A 17,764-nucleotide genomic window follows, 5' to 3' on the forward strand; every position below is an offset into this window, starting at 1 on the left:
CTTACTCCTCTGCCCCGGCAGCTGGTTGCATACTCGATTCCACACCCTTGGTTGTGGCCAGGTCTTTGCTGCCAGCTTCTTCGTGGACCGGCTTGCCGCGGTTCATGCCTTCGTACTTGTCGACGATGGTCTGGAACAGCTCAGCGGGTGCCTCGCTGTACAGCGCGACTGGGTTGTATTCGCTAGGTTTGGCCAGTGCTTCGTACTCGGCCTTGCCCAGTTTCAGTGGCGACTGCTTGACCTCGGCGACCCACTTGTCGAAGTCTTCCTGAGAGGTCGCATTGGCCTTGAATTTCATGCCGGTGAAGCCAGCACCGCTGTAGTTGGCGCTGATACCGTCGAACACGCCATTTTCGTTGGCGATCAGGTGCAGCTTGGTGGTCATGCCCGCCATCGCGTAGATCTGGCCACCCAGGCCCGGGATGAAGAACGAGTTCATCACGGCGTCGGAGGTGACGCGGAAGTTCACCGGGACGTTAGCCGGGAAGTTGATCTGGTTGACGGTGGCGATGCCCTGCTCCGGGTAGATGAACAGCCACTTCCAGTCCAGCGCGACCACGTCGATCTGGATCGGCTTCACGTCGGAATCCAGCGGACGGTATGGGTCCAGCTTGTGGGTCGACTTGTAGGTGACGTAGCCCAGGGCGATGATGATGATGATCGGGATGATCCACACCGCGAGTTCGATCTTGGTCGAGTGCGACCAGTCGGGGGTGTAGGTGGCGGCCTTGTTGGAAGCACGGTACTTCCAGGCGAACGCCACGGTCATGATGATGACCGGAATCACCACCAGCAGCATCAGGCCGGTAGCGATCAGGATCAGGTTCTTTTGCTCAATGCCGACCTGACCTTTCGGGTCGAGCAGGGTCCAGTTGCACCCACTGAGTAAAAGCATGCCTAAAAAGGGCAATATGCCAAACAGTCTGGGGTAACGCTTTTTACTCATCTCACGACCTCTAGATCAGCTTGCTTCAATGCAATTTGTGTTTTGGTAGCCAACACTTCGTCCTGCCAAGTGCGGCATTTCGCGCCCGTACTCGCTCCTGCCTGGGTCCGACTGCAGGACCTTGGCGCAAAAAAGCGTGTTAGCGGTGCTTATGGTTTCGTAGGCAACAGGCCTGTACTTCAGACCAAGTCCATTTGGTGCGGGAAAACGCGGAGGGGGGTCCGCCCGGTATCGCCGTTGGGCGAAACTTGACGAAGTCAGCAAAAAGGAGCGCTGGGGCTTCCTTCAATCCTGCGACTCGCAAGCAGTGCCGAACGGAAATTGGGGGCGATTGTAGTGAGGTCGCCAACCCTTGACTATGACTTATTGAGCAACAGTCTTTTACAGAATGCGTAACAATCAAGCTCTGCAAATCAACTTCGCGACAGTTTGTCGCACCCCGCTTGCTAGCCCTCCAAGCCGCAGTTTTCAAGGCCTGGAGGTTGATATGGATCAAGCGGGGGAGGACTTTTCGCTCTTCTCATCCGGTGTAAAAGACCACACCGAAATCAGGACTTATGTCTAAGACTGTCGCCGGTTGCGGTAGATGCCGACCGGTACCAGGACGGCGGTCAGGACGAATGCCACCAGTGCCCACTGCGCCAGCGACAAACCGAGGATCGGCGGGTACGGCGTGCTGCAGAAGCCGTCGACCTGGAACGCCAGCGGCCAGAGCTTGGCCAGGGGCAGGTCGTCGACGATCGGCTGCAGGGTATCGATGCCGCAACTGACCATGGGGTTGGCGAGTATATACACATGGTTGCCAGCCGCAATGATTCCGCCAATTGCACTGAGCACCACCAGCCCCTCGAACAGGGTCAGGCTGCGGCGCCCGGGCATGGCCGCGGCAATGAATGCGAAGAGGGCGATAAAGAGCAGGGCATAGCGTTGCAGGATGCACAGCGGGCAAGGTGCCTCACCCAGTACCACCTGCATGTACAGCGCACCGCCGATCAGGGCGAGGCAGATCACCCCCAGCAGCACCAGAAAGCGCCGTTCGCGGTTCAGGCGCGTTGTTTGTTCGTTCATTGCCGATTCCTTCGATGGATAGGTGGCAGCGTGGTCCGCCCGCCTGGGTGCAATTCTACACGCAGGCATGGCCCGTTAGCGTGTCGAGGAAGCGGCAGGATGACACTGCGCGGGGCTATCCGCAGGGGCTGAGACCGGCTGCAGCAACGTCGGTTCAACGACTGCCGGCAAAAAAGCGGCTGCCCGGGTGCCACGCAGGGGCAAGCCCCTCGACACCCGGGAGTGAAGGATACAGTGATTAAAGGAGGATTAAAGATGAAAGGCGCCAGAGGCCCTTTCATCTTTCTTTATATATAGGTTGTAGGAGCGGCCTTGTGTCGCGAAAGGGCCGCAAAGCGGCCCCGGCAACTTCAGCTGCGAAGCTGAAACCCTGGGGCCGCTTCGCAGCCCTTTCGCGACACAAGGCCGCTCCTACAGTCCAGCGTGGCAAATTATTCCAGGGCAGCGGCCGGCCCGAAGAACTCGTAGCGGCTCTGCTGCTCGGGCACACCCAGGCCCTTCAGCTGGCGCTTGACCGCCGCCATGAAGCTTTTCGGCCCGAGGAAGTAGGCATCCACATCGCGCTCGTGCGGCAGCCACTCACCCAGCAGGTCCTGACTCAGCAGGCCAACCGCGTCTGCCTTCTGCGCCCCCTCCTCCTCGGCATAGCAGTAGAAGCGCTTGAGCTGAGGGTGGCGCGCGGCCTGGGCATCGATCCAGTCGCGGAAGGCGTGTACCGCGCCGTTGCGTGCACAGTGGATGAAATGCACCGGGCGCTGGGTCTGCAGGGCTGCTTCGAGCATCGCCAAGGTCGGGGTAATGCCGACACCACCGCTGATCAGCACCAGTGGCTTGTCGCTGGCCGCCAGGGTGAAGTCACCCGCTGGCGGGAACAGTTGCAGGGTATCGCCCACCACCAGCTTGTCATGCAGGTAGCTGGAGACCTTGCCACCCGCCTCGCGCTTGACGCTGATACGGTATTCCTTGCCATCGCAAAGCGCCGACAGCGAGTAGTTGCGGCGCTGCTCGGCACCGTCGATGAACAGCTGCAGGCCGATGTACTGGCCTGGTTCGGCCTTGAGTACCCGCTGCCCATCCACCGGGGCGAAATAGAACGAGGTGATCTCGCTGCTTTCCTGCTCGCGACGGGCAAGGCGGAATTCGCGGGTACCGCGCCAGCCGCCGGCGGCCTCTTCCTTCTGTTTGTAGAGGCTTTCCTCGGCACCGATCAGGATGTCGGCCAGCTGGCCATAGGCAGCGGCCCAGGCGGCGATGACCTCAGGCGTGGCGATCTCCTTGCCCAGCACTTCCTCGATGGCGCGCAGCAGGCAGCTGCCGACGATCGGGTAATGCTCAGGCAGAATCTGCAGGGCAACGTGCTTGTTGATAATTTGCCCGACCAGGCCACCCAGCTGCTCCAGCTGGTCGATGTGACGGGCATACATCAGCACACCGTTGGCCAGGGCGCGCGGCTGGTCGCCGCTGGCCTGGTGGGCCTGGTTGAACAGTGGACGGACCTCTGGGTACTCACTGAGCATCAGCTTGTAGAAGTGGGTGGTCAGTGTTTCACCGCCGGTTTCCAGCAGCGGGACAGTGGCTTTGATGATTGCACGTTGTTCGGCATTGAGCATTTGCGACAACTCCTGAGCCTGAGGCTTCAAATGGTTGCCCTTGCTATTACAGCAATCGTGCCAACTTTTTTCGCCAATGAAATCAGGGCATTGACGCCAATCATGTCAATTCGACCCACTTGGGTGTAGAGTCAAATCGACCCATAGGAGTCTTTATGACTACAAGACCGTTGCTCACCACCTTGCTGCCCCTGGTCAGCGACCTGTCCCGCGACCTGCCCGACCAGGAGCGCTACCGTCGCCTGCTGCAGTCCATGCGCGGGCTGTTGCCCTGCGATGCCGCCGCGCTGCTGCGCCTGGATGGCGAATGGCTGGTGCCGCTGGCCGTCGATGGGCTGTCCCCCGACACGCTCGGCCGTCGCTTCAAGGTCAGTGAGCACCCGCGCTTCCAGATCCTGCTCAGCCGCCCGGAACCGACACGCTTTGCCAGCGACTCCGAGCTGCCAGACCCTTACGACGGCCTGGTAAACGCTCCAGACGCCGACCTTGAAGTGCACGACTGCATGGGCTGCCCGCTGATGGTCGACGAGCGCCCGTGGGGCCTGGTCACCCTCGACGCCCTCACCCCCGGCCAGTTCCAGAGCCTCGAACTGGACGCCCTGCAGGCCTTCGCCAGCCTGGCCGCCGCCACCGTGACCGTGGCCGAGCGCATCGAGCACCTGGCCCTGCGCGCCGAAGACGAGCACCACCGCGCCGAGATCTACCGCCAGGCCAGCGGCCAGGACAAGGAGCTGATCGGCCAGAGCCCGGCGCACAAGCGCCTGCTGGAAGAAATCCGCCTGGTAGGCGGCAGCGATCTGACCGTGCTGATCACCGGCGAAACCGGCGTGGGCAAGGAGCTGGTGGCCATGGCCCTGCACCAGGCCAGCAACCGCGCCGACAAACCCCTGGTCAGCCTCAACTGTGCCGCGCTGCCCGACACCCTGGTGGAAAGCGAACTGTTCGGCCACGTGCGTGGCGCCTTCACTGGCGCCCACGGCGAACGGCGCGGCAAGTTCGAACTAGCCAACGGCGGAACCCTCTTTCTCGATGAGGTCGGCGAGCTGCCCCTGACTGTCCAGGCCAAGCTTTTGCGCGTGTTGCAAAGTGGCCAGTTGCAACGCCTGGGCTCGGACCGCGAACACCGTGTCGATGTACGCCTGATCGCCGCCACCAACCGCGACCTGGCCGCCGAAGTACGCACAGGCAACTACCGCGCCGACTTCTACCACCGCCTCAGCGTGTACCCGCTACACGTGCCGCCCTTGCGCGAACGTGGGCGCGATGTAGTGCTTCTTGCAGGCTATTTCCTCGAACAGAACCGATCACGTCTAGGTTTGAACAGCCTGCGGCTGAGCAGCGAAGCGCAAGCTGCCCTGCTGGCATATGACTGGCCAGGCAACGTGCGCGAGCTCGAACACCTGATCGGCCGCTCGGCGCTCAAGGCCATGGGCCAACACCCGCAACGCCCACGCATCCTCACCCTGGAAGCCAGCGACCTTGACCTGCGTGTTACTCCACCAGCAATGATTTCCCCCCCTTCCCCTTCCCCTGCCACGCCTGCCGCCATGGCGGTACCCGCAGGCGGCCTGCGTGAAGCCCTCGATGACTATCAGCGCCAGGTGATCGACGCCTGCCTGCAACGTCATCAGGACAACTGGGCAGCCGCGGCCCGCGAGCTGGGTCTGGACCGCGCCAACCTGAGCCGTCTGGCCCGCCGCCTGGGGCTGCGCTGAGCCCCCCTTCACTAAAGGACTATCCGCAAAGCCATCTGGTGGCAATCTGCTGGACTGCTATATCTCCCTAATCTCCGGTTACACGGCCAAGGGTCGCGAAGGCGGCCCTGTGTACCGAAATCCAGCAGGGAGCACTCATGGACAACATCGTCGTCGCCGACAAGCAATCCGCCGTAGCCACCCAGAATGCCTGGGGTAACATCACCCTCAACAGCCCTGGCGTGGTGCAGATGCCCGTCGCCCCCGATCAGGTCGCCACCGTCACCCGGCGGGGCCAGGATCTGATCGTCACGCTCAAATCCGGAGAAAAGGTCACCGTCGGCAATTTCTTTGCCGTGGACCAGGCAGGTGTTGGCAGTGACATGGTATTCGTTGGCGAAGACGGCACCTTGTGGCACGCCAACTATGACGCGACGGCCTTCACCGGCTTCACCTTCGACGAAGTGGCTTCGCTTGACGAACTGGTGGCCGGCGTCGGTGTCGCCGGCGCCGAGACCTCGACCTTTGCCATCGCCGGCCTCAGCCTGCTCGGTGTCGGCGGCGTGGCGGCAGCGGCAAACAACAGCGGTGGAGGCAGCAGCGGTGGCGGCGGCAGCGCACCTGGCGATACCACGGCACCGGCCACGCCCATCGACCTGCTGGTTTCGCCCGATGGCCTGCGCCTGAGCGGTCGGGGTGAAGCGGGGGCCACAGTGAATGTGTTCGACGCTGCCGGCAACCTGATCGGCAGCGGCACGGTGAATGCCGATGGCAGCTTCGATGTCGCGCTGAACACCCCGCAGGCCAATGGTGAAAACCTTGGCGTCACCCTGACCGACCCTGCGGGCAACGCATCGCAGCCGGGTGCGGTTACCGCACCGGACATCAGCGCGCCAACCGCGCCGACGGAGCTGGCGATCGACGGGCAAGGCACCACCCTCACCGGCCGCGCCGAACCGGGCTCGACGGTGCAGGTGCTGGGTGCCGACGGGGCGGTCCTGGGTAGCGCAGTAGCCGGTGCCGACGGCCAGTTCAGCATCACCTTGCAACCGCCGCAGACCGACGGCCAGGCCTTGCAAGTCACGGTAACCGATGCTGCCGGCAATACCTCCAGCAACACCACGATCAGCGCACCGGACGATGGCGTCGGCAACCCGCCCGATACCACTGCGCCTGATGCCCCGGCAAACCTGGTCATCGGCCAGGCAGGCCGCCAACTCACGGGCCGCGGCGAAGCAGGCACCAATGTTCAGGTGCGTGATGCCGAAGGCAACGTGATCGCCACCGGCACGGTCGCTGCCGATGGCACCTTCCAGCTCACCCTCGACCCGGCTGTGAATGACGGCAGTACCTTGCAAGTGACGCTTACCGATGCGGCGGGCAATGTCTCCCAGCCGGGTTCGGTCACTTCTACCGACCTGCAGGCCCCGGCTCAACCCACCAACCTGGCCCTGGCCGATGGCGTTACTCTGACCGGCCGCGGCGAACCCGGCAGCACCCTGCAAGTGCGCGATGCTGCCGGCACCCTGATCGGCAGCGGCACGGTGGATGCCGATGGCAACTTCAGCGTCACCCTGTCGCCAGCCCAGGCCAATGGCGAAGCACTGGACGTGCGCCAGGTCGACGCCGCCGGCAACATCTCCTCGCCCCTGCCATTCGATGCCCCCGATATCACCGCCCCGTCTGCGCCGGGCGATCTTGCCGTGAATGCCGATGGCAGCGTTGTCACTGGCCGCGCCGAGCCCGGCAGCACCGTGCGCGTGCTGGCCGCCGATGGCACTACCGTGCTAGGCAGCGCCGTGGCGGCTGCAAACGGTACGTTCAGCGTGACCCTCGCCCCACCGCAGGTCGACGGCGAGCAACTGCAGGTGACCGCCACCGATGCCGCAGGCAACCTCTCCACGGCAGGCAATGTCACGGCGCCGGACGTCGACGGCGGGAGTGACATCACCCCGCCGCAACCGGCCAGCGACCTGATCATCAGCGCTGATGGGCGCACCGTCTCGGGCCATGGCGAAACAGGTGCCACCGTCAACGTACTGAACGACCAGGGCCAGGTGATCGGTACCGGTACCGTGCAACCTGACGGCAGCTTCACCTTGCAACTGAACGCGCCGGTGGTCGATGGCTCGTCGCTGCAGGTCACCCTCACCGATGCCGCCGGCAATGTCTCCACACCCAGCCCGCTGACCACGCCGGACCAGGTAGCGCCTGCCCAACCGACCGGGCTGGGCCTGGCCAATGGCGTTACCCTGACCGGCAGCGCCGAAGCAGGCGCTCGCGTGGAAGTGCGCGATGCCGATGGCAATCTGATTGGCAGCGGTATCGTCGGGCCGGACGGAAGCTTCAGCCTCACCCTCGCCCCTGCCCAGGTCGATGGTGAACACCTGGCCATCAGCGTCACCGATGCCGCAGGCAACAGCTCGCAACCGCTTGACTACACCGCGCCTGACACCACTGCACCGGCAATCATCAGCAACGTGGTGGTGGGCGCCGGCAGCCTGGTCATCAGTGGCCGCGGCGAACCGGGTGCCACAGTGGAGGTGCGTGACGCCAACGGCACTGTGATCGGCACGGGCGTGGTGGCCGCCAATGGCACCTTCCTGGTCGACCTGGATGCAGCGCTCAACGCTGGCGAATCTGTCGTGCTGGTACAGACCGACCCCGCCGGCAATCCATCGGTTGCCCTCACTGTCATCGTCCCGTCCACCGCAGTGCCGGAAAGCCCTGCCGACCTGGTGCTGGCCGCCGATGGCACCACCATCAGCGGCTCGGCGCCGGCGGGCAGCCTGGTGGAAGTGCGCGACGCCAACGGCAACGTGCTCGGCAGCGTACAGGCGGGCAACGATGGCACCTTCGCCATCGCCCTAAGCCCGGCCCAGGCCAACGGCGAGCTGCTCGACGTGGTGGCCATCGACGCTGACGGCAACAGTTCGCTGCCGGCCCAGATCACTGCCCCGGACATCACCCCGCCAAACGCAGCCAGCGACCTGCAGCTCAGCAGCGACGGCGTGACCCTGACCGGTCGCGGCGAAGTGGGCGCCACGGTGCAGATCAGCAATGCCCAGGGCACCTTGCTGGGCACTGCGGTGGTCGGTGCCAACGGCACCTTCACCGTGACCCTGAACCCGGCCCAGACCGACGGCCAGGAACTCGACGTGGTGTTGCGCGATGGCGCAGGCAACAGCTCGACTGCCACCTTCATCGCACCGGACCTGGACGGCCCGCTGCAACCTTCGGGCCTGGCCATCGACAGCAGTGGCCTGCACCTTACCGGTCAAGGTCAGGCGGGCTCGGTCGTCACCGTGCGAGATGCCAACGGCAACGTGCTGGGGAGCATCACGGTCGGTGCCGATGGGCGTTTCGACGTCACCCTCGGGCAGCCGCAGCGCAACGGTGAAAGCCTGACCGTGGAAGCCACCGACAACCAGGGCAACAGCGCCGGCCCCGTGGACTTCACGGCGCCAGACAGCACACCGCCACAGGCCGTCGGCACACCGAGCATCGATGGCGCCGGCAGCACGGTCAGCGGCGCCGGTGAACCCGGCGCCACCGTCACCGTGCGCGGCCCCGACGGCAGCGTATTGGGCACCAGCGTGGTGAACGGCGACGGCAGCTTCCAGGTCACCCTGAGCACGGCGCAGACCAACGGCCAGGCGCTGACCGTCGAGCAGCGCGACCCCACCGGTAACGTGTCGGCGACTGTCGACCTGCCCGCACCCGACATCACCCCGCCTGCCGTTACCACCGGCCTGGCGCTGTCCGGCGACGGCACACAACTCACCGGCAACGGCGAACCCGGCGCGCAGGTGCAGGTCACCGGCGCCGGCGGCGCCGTGCTGGGCACCACCGTAGTGGAGGCCGACGGCAGCTTCCGCGTGACCATCGACCCGCCGCAACTCAACGGCCAGACCCTGACCGTTATCCAGACCGACGGCGGCGGCAACCCCTCACCCGCCAACACCGTCACCGCCAGTGACCTCGAGGCACCCGCGCCAGCGCAAGGCCTGGGTCTGACTGCCGATGGCATCACCCTGACCGGGCAAGGCGAACCCGGCGCCACCGTGCAGGTGCGTGATACTGCCGGTCAGCTGCTAGGCGACGGTGTAGTCGACAACGACGGCACCTTCAGCATTACCCTGACGCCAGCACAGACCAACGGCGAAACCGTGTCGGTAGTGCTCACCGACGCTGCCGGCAATGCCTCGCCTTCGGCCCCCTTCACCGCTGACGACAGCAGCGCCCCGGCAGCACCCGGCGGGCTGCAGGTCAGCGCCGACGGCACCCTCGTGCAAGGCACCGGTGAAGCCGGCGCGACCGTGGAAGTGCGCAACACCGCAGGCGACCTGCTGGGTACCGTGGTGGTGCCGGCCGATGGCAGTTTCAGTGTGTCGTTGAACCCGGCCCAGCTGGATGGCCAGACGCTGGACGTGACCCAGACCGACCCGCAAGGGCATGCCTCCGGTGCCGCCCAGACGACCGCACCAGACCTGACCCCACCCGCACTGCCTACGGACCTTGCAGTCAGCGGCGATGGCCTGGCGCTGACCGGTAACGCACCCGGCGCAGCATCGGTCACCGTCATCAGCCCGACCGGTGTCGAAACCACCGTGACCGTGAATGGCGACGGCAGCTTCAGCGTGCCGCTTTCACCTGCCCTGCTCAATGGCGAGACAGTGACGGTGGTGGTCACCGATGCCGCCGGCAACACCACGGCGCCGACCGAGGTAAACGCCGCCGACAGCACCCCGCCAGCACCCGCCGCCGACATTTCGGTCAGCCCGGATGGCGGCACCATAAGTGGTACTGCCGAACCCGGCACCACCATTATCGTGCGCGATGGCACCACCGAACTGGGTACCGCCACGGTCGCGCCGGACGGCAGCTTCGTGGTCGAGGTCAACCCGCCACTGGTGGCTGGCGACAACGTGCAGCTGGTGGTGCACGATGCCGGCAACAACGAAACCTCCATCAATGTGACCGGCCCGGATGGCAGCGAGCTCGCCGCGCCAAGCAACCTCTCGATCAGCGCCGACGGCTTCCTGTTGACGGGTGAAGGCACGGTGGGTTCGCTGATCACCGTCACCTCCGCGGGCGCCACTCTGGGCACCGGCACGGTCGGCAGCGACGGCATCTTCCGTATCTTCTTCGCCAATGCCCAGCTCAATGCCCAGACCCTGCAGGTCAGTGCCCGCGCCTCGGCCGGCAGCGCTCCCTCGGTGCCCGCCACCATCGTGGCGGCGGATAGCACTGCGCCCGATGCGCCAACCCAGGTCACCATCAACCGCAGCGGCAGCACGGTCAACGGCCATGGCGAAGTCGGTGCGACCGTGAGTGTGACCGATGCCAGCGGCACGCTGCTGGGTAGCGGCGTGGTCGGCAGCAACGGGCTGTTCTCCGTCACCCTGGTGCCAGCGCAGGGCAATGCGCAGAACCTCACCGTCACCCAGGCCGACGCCGCCGGCAACGCCTCGCTGGCCGCGACCGTGCAGGCACCCGATCTGCAAGCTCCGGATGCCGCCAGCGGCCTGAGCCTCAACACCGCCGCCACCGTGGTCAGCGGCCAGGGCGAAGCCGGTGCGCTGGTGACCGTGCGCGACGCCAGTGGCGCGATCCTCGCCACCGGCACGGTCAACCAGAGTGGCCAGTTCCAGATCACCCTGCCGAGTGCGCAGACCACCGGCAGCGCGCTGCAGGTGACCTTGAGCGACGCAGCCGGCAACATCTCCGGCCCCGCCAGCCTGGCTACGCCAGACCGCACGCCACCGGCAGTGGTCGGCAACCCGCAGCTCAGTGCCGATGGCCGGCAGCTGTCCGGCAGCGGCGAAGTCGGTGCCACGGTGCAGGTGCGCAATGCTGCCGGTACCGTGCTTGGCACCGCCACGGTGGGTGCCGATGGCCGCTTCACCGTCAATTTCGATACACCGCAAGCCAATGGCCAGGCCATCGGCGTGAGCCAGGTGGACGCCGCGGGCAACGTCTCGCCGGCGGTGAACATCACCACACCGGACCTCACCCCGCCTGCGGCACTGACCAATGTGGTGCTCAACAACAACGGCCTGACCCTGACCGGCCTCGGTGAGGCAGGCGCCACGGTCACCGTGCGCGGCCCTGACGGCACCATCATCGGCACCGGCCTGGTCGCCGCCAATGGCAGCTTCACCCTGAACCTGAACAGCGCCCAGCTCAATGCCCAGCACCTGAGCGTGACCCAGACCGACAGTGGCAACAACACCTCGACCGCAGTGGCCGTCACCGCGCCGGACTTCACCCCGCCAGCGGCGCCCACCACGCTGGCCCTGGCTGGCACCGGCCTGCAACTGAGCGGCATTGCCGAGGCCGGCAGCACGGTCACCGTGCGCGATGCTGCAGGCAACGTGCTCGGCACGGCCGTGGCCGGCAGCAATGGCACCTTCCAGGTCACCCTGAACACTGCCCAGACCAACGGCCAGACCTTGCAGGTCACCGCCACCGATGCGGCGGGCAACGTATCGCCTGCAACGCCTTACACCGCTGCCGATATCACACCCCCTGCGGCTGTCGACCATCTGGCCGTTTCGGCCGATGGCAGCACCCTGATGGGCACCGGCGAAGCCGGCGCCACGGTCACCGTGCGGGCACCGGACGGTAGCTCGCTGGGCACGGCAACGGTGGGTGCCGACGGTCGCTTCACGGTCGCTCTTGCACCTGCCGCCATGGTGGGTGAAAGCCTCAGCGTGGTGCAGACCGATGCGGCGCAGAACACCTCGCCGGCACAGAACGTCACGGCCCCAGGCAACCTGGCGCCAGACGCACCCGACAACCTGGTGCTGTCCGCCGATGGCCTGGTGGTCACCGGTAACGCCGCGCCGGGCAGCACGGTCACCGTCTATGGGCCTGGCGGCGTGCTGCTGGGTTCCGCGCCGGTCGCCAATGACGGCACCTTCACGGTGAACCTGGGCAGTGCCCAGGCCAATGGCGAACTGCTGCAGGTGAACGCTGTGGGCAGCGACGGCAGCACCTCGCTGCCAGCCGACCTGCAGGCGCCCGATACCACCGCGCCGCAACCACTGAGCAACCTGACGCTGTCCAGCGACGGCCTGGTATTGACCGGCCGTGGCGAAGCGGGTGCAACCGTCACCGTCATCGGTGAAGGTGGCATCGACCTGGGCACTGCGGTGGTCGACGCCAACGGCAACTTCAGCGTCAACCTGGCCGTCGCACAACTTAACGGCGAACAGCTCAGCGCCGCCCAGGCCGATGCTGCCGGCAACGAGTCGAACAGCGTCAGCCTCACCGCACCTGACCGAGTGGCGCCAGATGCCCCGGGCGGCCTGGCCTTCGCAGGTGGCGGCAGCCTGCTCAACGGCACCGGCGAGGCCGGCGCCAACGTCAAGGTGCTGGCCGCCGATGGCACCGTGCTGGGCACCGCGGTAGTGCGCGGTGACGGCAGCTTCCAGGTCACCCTCAGCTCGCCACAGGCCAACGGCCAGCCAGTACAGGTGGTGCTCAGCGATGCCGCCGGCAACCAGTCCCAGGCTGGGGTAATCACCGCACCCGACACTACGCCGCCTGCGGCGCCGGGCGAGCTGGCGATCTCCAGCGATGGCGTCACCCTCACCGGCCGTGGCGAAGCGGGTGCATTGGTCAGCGTGACCAACGCTGCCGGCGATGACCTCGGTACGGTAACCGTCGATGCCAGCGGGCACTTCACCGTGACCCTCAACCCGGCGCTGGGCAACGCCGAACTGCTCAGCCTCACGCAGACCGATGCTGCCGGCAACGTGTCGGCAGTCGCGACCCTGCAAACCCCGGACTTCACCCCGCCAGACGTGCTCACCAATGTGGTCATAAACGCCGACGGCAGCGTGGTCAGTGGCCGCGGCGAAGCCGGTGCGACGGTCACCGTCAGCAACGCCGCCGGTGTGCTGCTGGGCACCGGCACGGTGCTGGCAGACGGCAGTTTCCGCGTCGAGCTCACGCCTGCGCAGATCAACCAGCAGGTGCTGTCGGTGCAACAGGCCGACCCGCCCGGCAACATCAGCGAGCCGGTCACGGTCAATGCACCGGACCTGACGCCCCCAGCTGCAGCGCTCGACTTGCGGCTCAACGCCGCCGGCGACCAGCTCGGGGGTACTGGTGAAGCCGGCAGTACCGTGCGTGTCTACGTCGGCACCACCGAGATCGGCACTGCCACGGTCGGCGCCAACGGCACCTTCGTGGTCAACCTGAATTCGCCACAGCTCAACGGCCAGACCCTGCAAGTGACCCTGGCCGATGCCAGCGGCAACATTTCTGCGATCAGCACGGTGAACGCCGTCGACAGCACCCCGCCGGCCACCGTGGTCGCCAGCCTCAACGGCAGCGGTACGCAACTGCTCGGCACCGGTGAAGCCGGTGCGCGCGTGACCGTGATGGACAGCCAAGGCAACCTGATCGCCCAGGGCACCATCGACCCCGACGGCGCCTTCGTGCTCAACCTGATCACCGCGCAGATCAACGGCCAGGTGCTCACCGTCATTGCCCAGGACGCGACCGGCAACCCGTCTACGCCGCTGCAACTGACCGCACCCGACCTGACCCCACCGATGCAGCCTGACAACCTCACCCTGACCGGCAACGGCACAGTGCTCAGCGGCACCGGTGAAGTCGGCAGCGTCATCAGCGTGCGCGACCCTTCCGGGACCGAGGTCGGTACCGTCACGGTACCTGCTGGTGGCACCTTCACCGTGACCCTCGACTCGGCGCAGAACAACGGCCAGTTGCTGACCGTGATTGCCACCGACCCCGCCGGCAACACCTCGATACCGGCCCAATACCAGACCCTCGACACCGCACCACCCACTGTGGTGACCAACCTTGCGGTCAACAACACTTACGACATCCTCACCGGGCGTGGTGAAGCTGGCGCAACCGTCACCGTCAGCCTGGCCGGCACGGTCATCGGTACCGGTCAGGTCGACAGCGGTGGCAACTTCTCGATCAACCTGCAGCCAACACCCGGTTCGCTGGCCACCCTGGCCGTCACCCAGACCGATGCCGCCAACAATACTTCGGCGGTGGAAACCTATCTCACGCCACTAGTGCCACCACCGGAACCGCCGGTGAACGTGGTGCTGGCGGCCGATGGCCTGACGCTGACCGGTACCGCCGCCACCGGTTCGTCGATCCGCGTCTACGACGCTGCCGGCAACCTGATCGGTAGCGGCTCGGCCAACATCGGCAATGGTGGTTTCACCATCACCTTGAGTGCAGCCCAGCTCAACGGGCAACACCTGTCGGTGACGTCGGTGTCGCTGCTCGGTGGCGAGTCGCAGCCGGTGTTCGTCAACGCGGCCGACATCACCCCGCCGGCCAACCCGCTTGTCAGTGCACTGTCAGCCAATGGCCTGGTGCTTACTGGCACCGGTGAAGCCGGCGCCACCGTCACCGTGCGCGATGCCGGCGGCAACGTGCTCGGCAGCGGCCTGGTCAACGGCGCAGGCGCGTTCAGCATCAACCTGAGCAGTGCCCAGCTCAACGGCCAGGTGCTGAGCCTGACCCAGGCAGACGCTGCTCTGAACGTCTCCGGCGCGACCAGCTATACCGCACCGGACACCCAGGCCCCACTGGCGCCGACCAACCTGGCAATCAACGCCGGCGGCACTGTACTGACCGGTAACGGCGAAGCCGGCGCAACGGTGACCGTGCAAGGGCCCGGTGGCGCGCTCGGCAGCGCCATCGTGCAGGCCAATGGCACCTTCAGCATCACCCTGACCACCGCGCAGAACGACGGCCAGGCCCTGGTGGTGCGCCAATCCGACGCCGCCGGCAACCAGTCCGGCAGCGCTGGTATTACCGCGCCGGACACCACCCCACCGACCGCACCGGTCGCCAGCATCAATGCCAACGGCACCACGGTCAGCGGCTCGGGCCAGATTGGCAGCACGGTCACCGTGCGCAACAGTGCCGGCACCGTGCTCGGCACCGCCACGGTCGGTACCAACGGCCTGTTCGTGGTCAGCCTCACCGCTGCGCAAGTCGACAACCAGGCGCTGAGCGTCACCCTCACCGATGGCGCCGGCAACACCTCGACTGCCACCGCGCTGACCGCGCCGGACTTCACCCCGCCGGCCAACGCTGCCAACCTGGTCATCAGTGCCGATGGCTCGACACTCACCGGCAGCGGCGAGGCCGGCGCCACGGTCACCGTGCGCAGCGCCAGCGGCACCGTGCTGCAGACCGCGACCGTGCAACCCGACGGTACCTTCAGCGTGACCCTGAGCCCGGCCCAGGACAACGGCCAAGTGCTGTCGGTGACGCTGACCGACCCGCGCAGCAATGTGTCGGGCAACGTCAATATCACCGCACCGGATGTCGACGCCAACGCCCCGGTCATCGCCAGCGACAACCTCGCCACCGCCACCGTCAACCTGGCGCCGGTCACCGCCACCCAGACCTACACCGACAGCTTCACCACCCTGTTGTCCGGCTTCAGCAAGACCTACACCTGGACGGTGGCCGCCGGCACCACGGTCGACCCGACCCTGACACTCACCACCAACAGCGTGCTGGCACTGCTCAACAACTCCACCTTCACCCTGCAGGTGAAAGATGCCAGCGGCGCGTGGGTGACCATCGCCACCGGCAACACCCAAGGGCTGCTCGACCTGATCGTGCTACCGCTGGGGCTGCAGGTGGATATTGGCAAGCTGCAGGCCGGTGACTACCGCCTGACCGTGGCCAGCGGTGGCATTGGGCTGATCACCCAGGTCACCACCACCCTCGACATCGCAGCCACCAGCCTGACCCAGTTCACCGGGGTGGGCACGGCGGTATCGGGTAACGTGGTGACCGACCCGGGCACCGACGGCACCGTCGATGCCCGCGGCCCCGACAGTGGCGCCGTGCTGCAGGTGCTGAAGAACGGCAGCTATGTCGCCGCCAGCGGCACCACGGTGCAGGGCCAGTACGGCACCTTGGTGATCAATGCCGATGGCAGCTACACCTACACACCCAACGGCAGCCCATCGAGCGTCGGCAAGGTGGATGTGTTCAGCTACCAACTGGTACACCCGAACGGCCTCACCGACAGCGCCAACCTCTATGTGCGCATCGACAGCCCGCAGGCCAACGAGATCTGGAACAACAACAACCTCAGCGCGCCAGCGACCGTTGTAGACGCGGTAAACGACGTTGACAGCAGCCACATCACCCTGGCCAACCGGGTCGACAGCAGCAGCGCCACCCTCGGTTCGCTGACCCTGCCGCTGATCGGCTCGCGCTCGGCCACCTACACCACCACGGTGGCCACCGACACCACCGCCAACCTGCAAGTGGTGGTCAACTCCACCAACCTGTTGGGTCTGCTCAACGGCACCACCATTCAACTGCTCAAGCTCAACCCCGCTACCGGCCAGTACGTAGTGGTGGAGACGGTTAATGGCGGCTCGCTCATCAGCCTGCTCGGCGGTGGCGCCGGCTATACCTTCCAGAACCAGGGCGCTGGCACCTACCACATCGTGGTGACCGCCGGCGGCATCGGCCTGGCCAGTTCGATCACCACCAGCCTCAATACCACCACCACGCACCTCACCGAGTTCGTGGTCAGCAGCGCCACGGTGGCCAGCGGCAACCTGATCACCGACCCGTCCGGTACCGACAACCTGGGTTCGGCATTGACCGTGCTGAGCGTGCTGACGGCCGCCGGCACCTTCAGCATCCCCGGCCACAACGGCGTCAGCGTGGCCGGCACCTACGGCACGCTGCTGGTGCATGCGGACGGCAGCTACACCTACACCCTCAACAGCGGGCTGACCTCGGCGGTAATCGGCCAACACGACACCTTCACCTACGAACTGACCCACCCCAACGGCGCCACCGACACCGCCACACTGACCGTGAACCTGGACAACGCCGCCAACGTCACCACCTTCTCCGCACTGGCGGCCGATACCAGCGACGACAGCGTGGCTATGGCCAGCGTGGCGGCCGGCGCGTCCAGCGAAGTACTCGCCGGCACCGACGGCAACGACCACCTGATGGGCAGCCAGGGCGGCCACATCACCCTGGAAGGAGGCGCTGGCAACGACATCCTCGAAGTGGTCGACCAGAACTTCGCCAGCGTCGATGGCGGCAGCGGCACCGACACCCTGCTGTGGGGTGGCGGTGATGCCAGCATCGACCTGGGTACCCTGGCCGAGCGCGTCCACAACATCGAGGTCATCGACCTCAACGACACCAGCGCGGTGGCGCTGACCCTCAACCTGGCGGACGTGGTGGCGATCACCGAAACCGGCAACGACACGCTGATCATCAAGGGCGATGACAAAGACTCGGTGCACATGACAGACAACTGGAACCTGGTCGGGAACCAAACTGCCGACGGTATCGACTATAACCAGTACACGGCCCAGGAAGATCCGAGCCACCACCTCTGGGTGCAAAACAGCATCCATGTCGTCTGAGGCCGCTGCAACCCGCCGGGC

General features: G+C 65.9%; 5 protein-coding genes. 2 read left to right on the forward strand and 3 right to left on the reverse strand.

Features of this window, described 5'->3' with window-relative positions; genetic code table 11:
• Position 1: 1 nt before the first annotated feature.
• The 3 genes from cyoA to hmpA form a co-directional block, all read right to left on the reverse strand.
• The gene (cyoA, locus tag ACIPW4_RS07445; RefSeq protein ID WP_159412056.1) at positions 2–946 is read right to left on the reverse strand and encodes a ubiquinol oxidase subunit II; all 945 of its coding nucleotides are present in this window, start codon (positions 944–946) and stop codon (positions 2–4) included.
• A 561-nt stretch (positions 947–1,507) separates the two neighbouring features.
• Complete coding sequence (locus tag ACIPW4_RS07450) at positions 1,508–2,014, reverse strand: disulfide bond formation protein B (RefSeq protein WP_400656263.1); 507 nt, start codon at positions 2,012–2,014, stop codon at positions 1,508–1,510.
• A gap of 431 nt (positions 2,015–2,445) precedes the next feature.
• Entirely contained in the window at positions 2,446–3,624 is a 1,179-nt protein-coding gene (gene hmpA, locus ACIPW4_RS07455; protein ID WP_400656265.1) for an NO-inducible flavohemoprotein, read from the reverse strand.
• A 155-nt stretch (positions 3,625–3,779) separates the two neighbouring features.
• Between hmpA and norR the strand changes: the two genes are divergently transcribed.
• Together norR and ACIPW4_RS07465 are read left to right on the forward strand one after the other, a co-directional pair.
• Positions 3,780–5,339 (forward strand): nitric oxide reductase transcriptional regulator NorR, encoded by a 1,560-nt coding sequence (norR, locus tag ACIPW4_RS07460; RefSeq protein WP_400656267.1) that lies wholly within the window; start codon positions 3,780–3,782, stop codon positions 5,337–5,339.
• 137 nt (positions 5,340–5,476) lie between these two features.
• Positions 5,477–17,743: a BapA/Bap/LapF family large adhesin gene (locus ACIPW4_RS07465; protein WP_400656269.1), complete on the forward strand. Its 12,267-nt coding sequence runs from the start codon at positions 5,477–5,479 to the stop codon at positions 17,741–17,743.
• The last annotated feature ends 21 nt before the right edge of the window (positions 17,744–17,764 follow it).

The organism is Pseudomonas sp. NPDC089996 (assembly GCF_044748405.1).
Taxonomy (GTDB): Bacteria; Pseudomonadota; Gammaproteobacteria; order Pseudomonadales; family Pseudomonadaceae; genus Aquipseudomonas.

Coding starts and splice junctions, on each gene's coding strand:
- hmpA (WP_400656265.1), bottom strand. CDS start 3,624: ATGCTCAATGCCGAACAACGTGCAATCATCAAAGCCACTGTCCCGCTG.
- ACIPW4_RS07465 (WP_400656269.1), top strand. CDS start 5,477: ATGGACAACATCGTCGTCGCCGACAAGCAATCCGCCGTAGCCACCCAG.
- ACIPW4_RS07450 (WP_400656263.1), bottom strand. CDS start 2,014: ATGAACGAACAAACAACGCGCCTGAACCGCGAACGGCGCTTTCTGGTG.
- norR (WP_400656267.1), top strand. CDS start 3,780: ATGACTACAAGACCGTTGCTCACCACCTTGCTGCCCCTGGTCAGCGAC.
- cyoA (WP_159412056.1), bottom strand. CDS start 946: ATGAGTAAAAAGCGTTACCCCAGACTGTTTGGCATATTGCCCTTTTTA.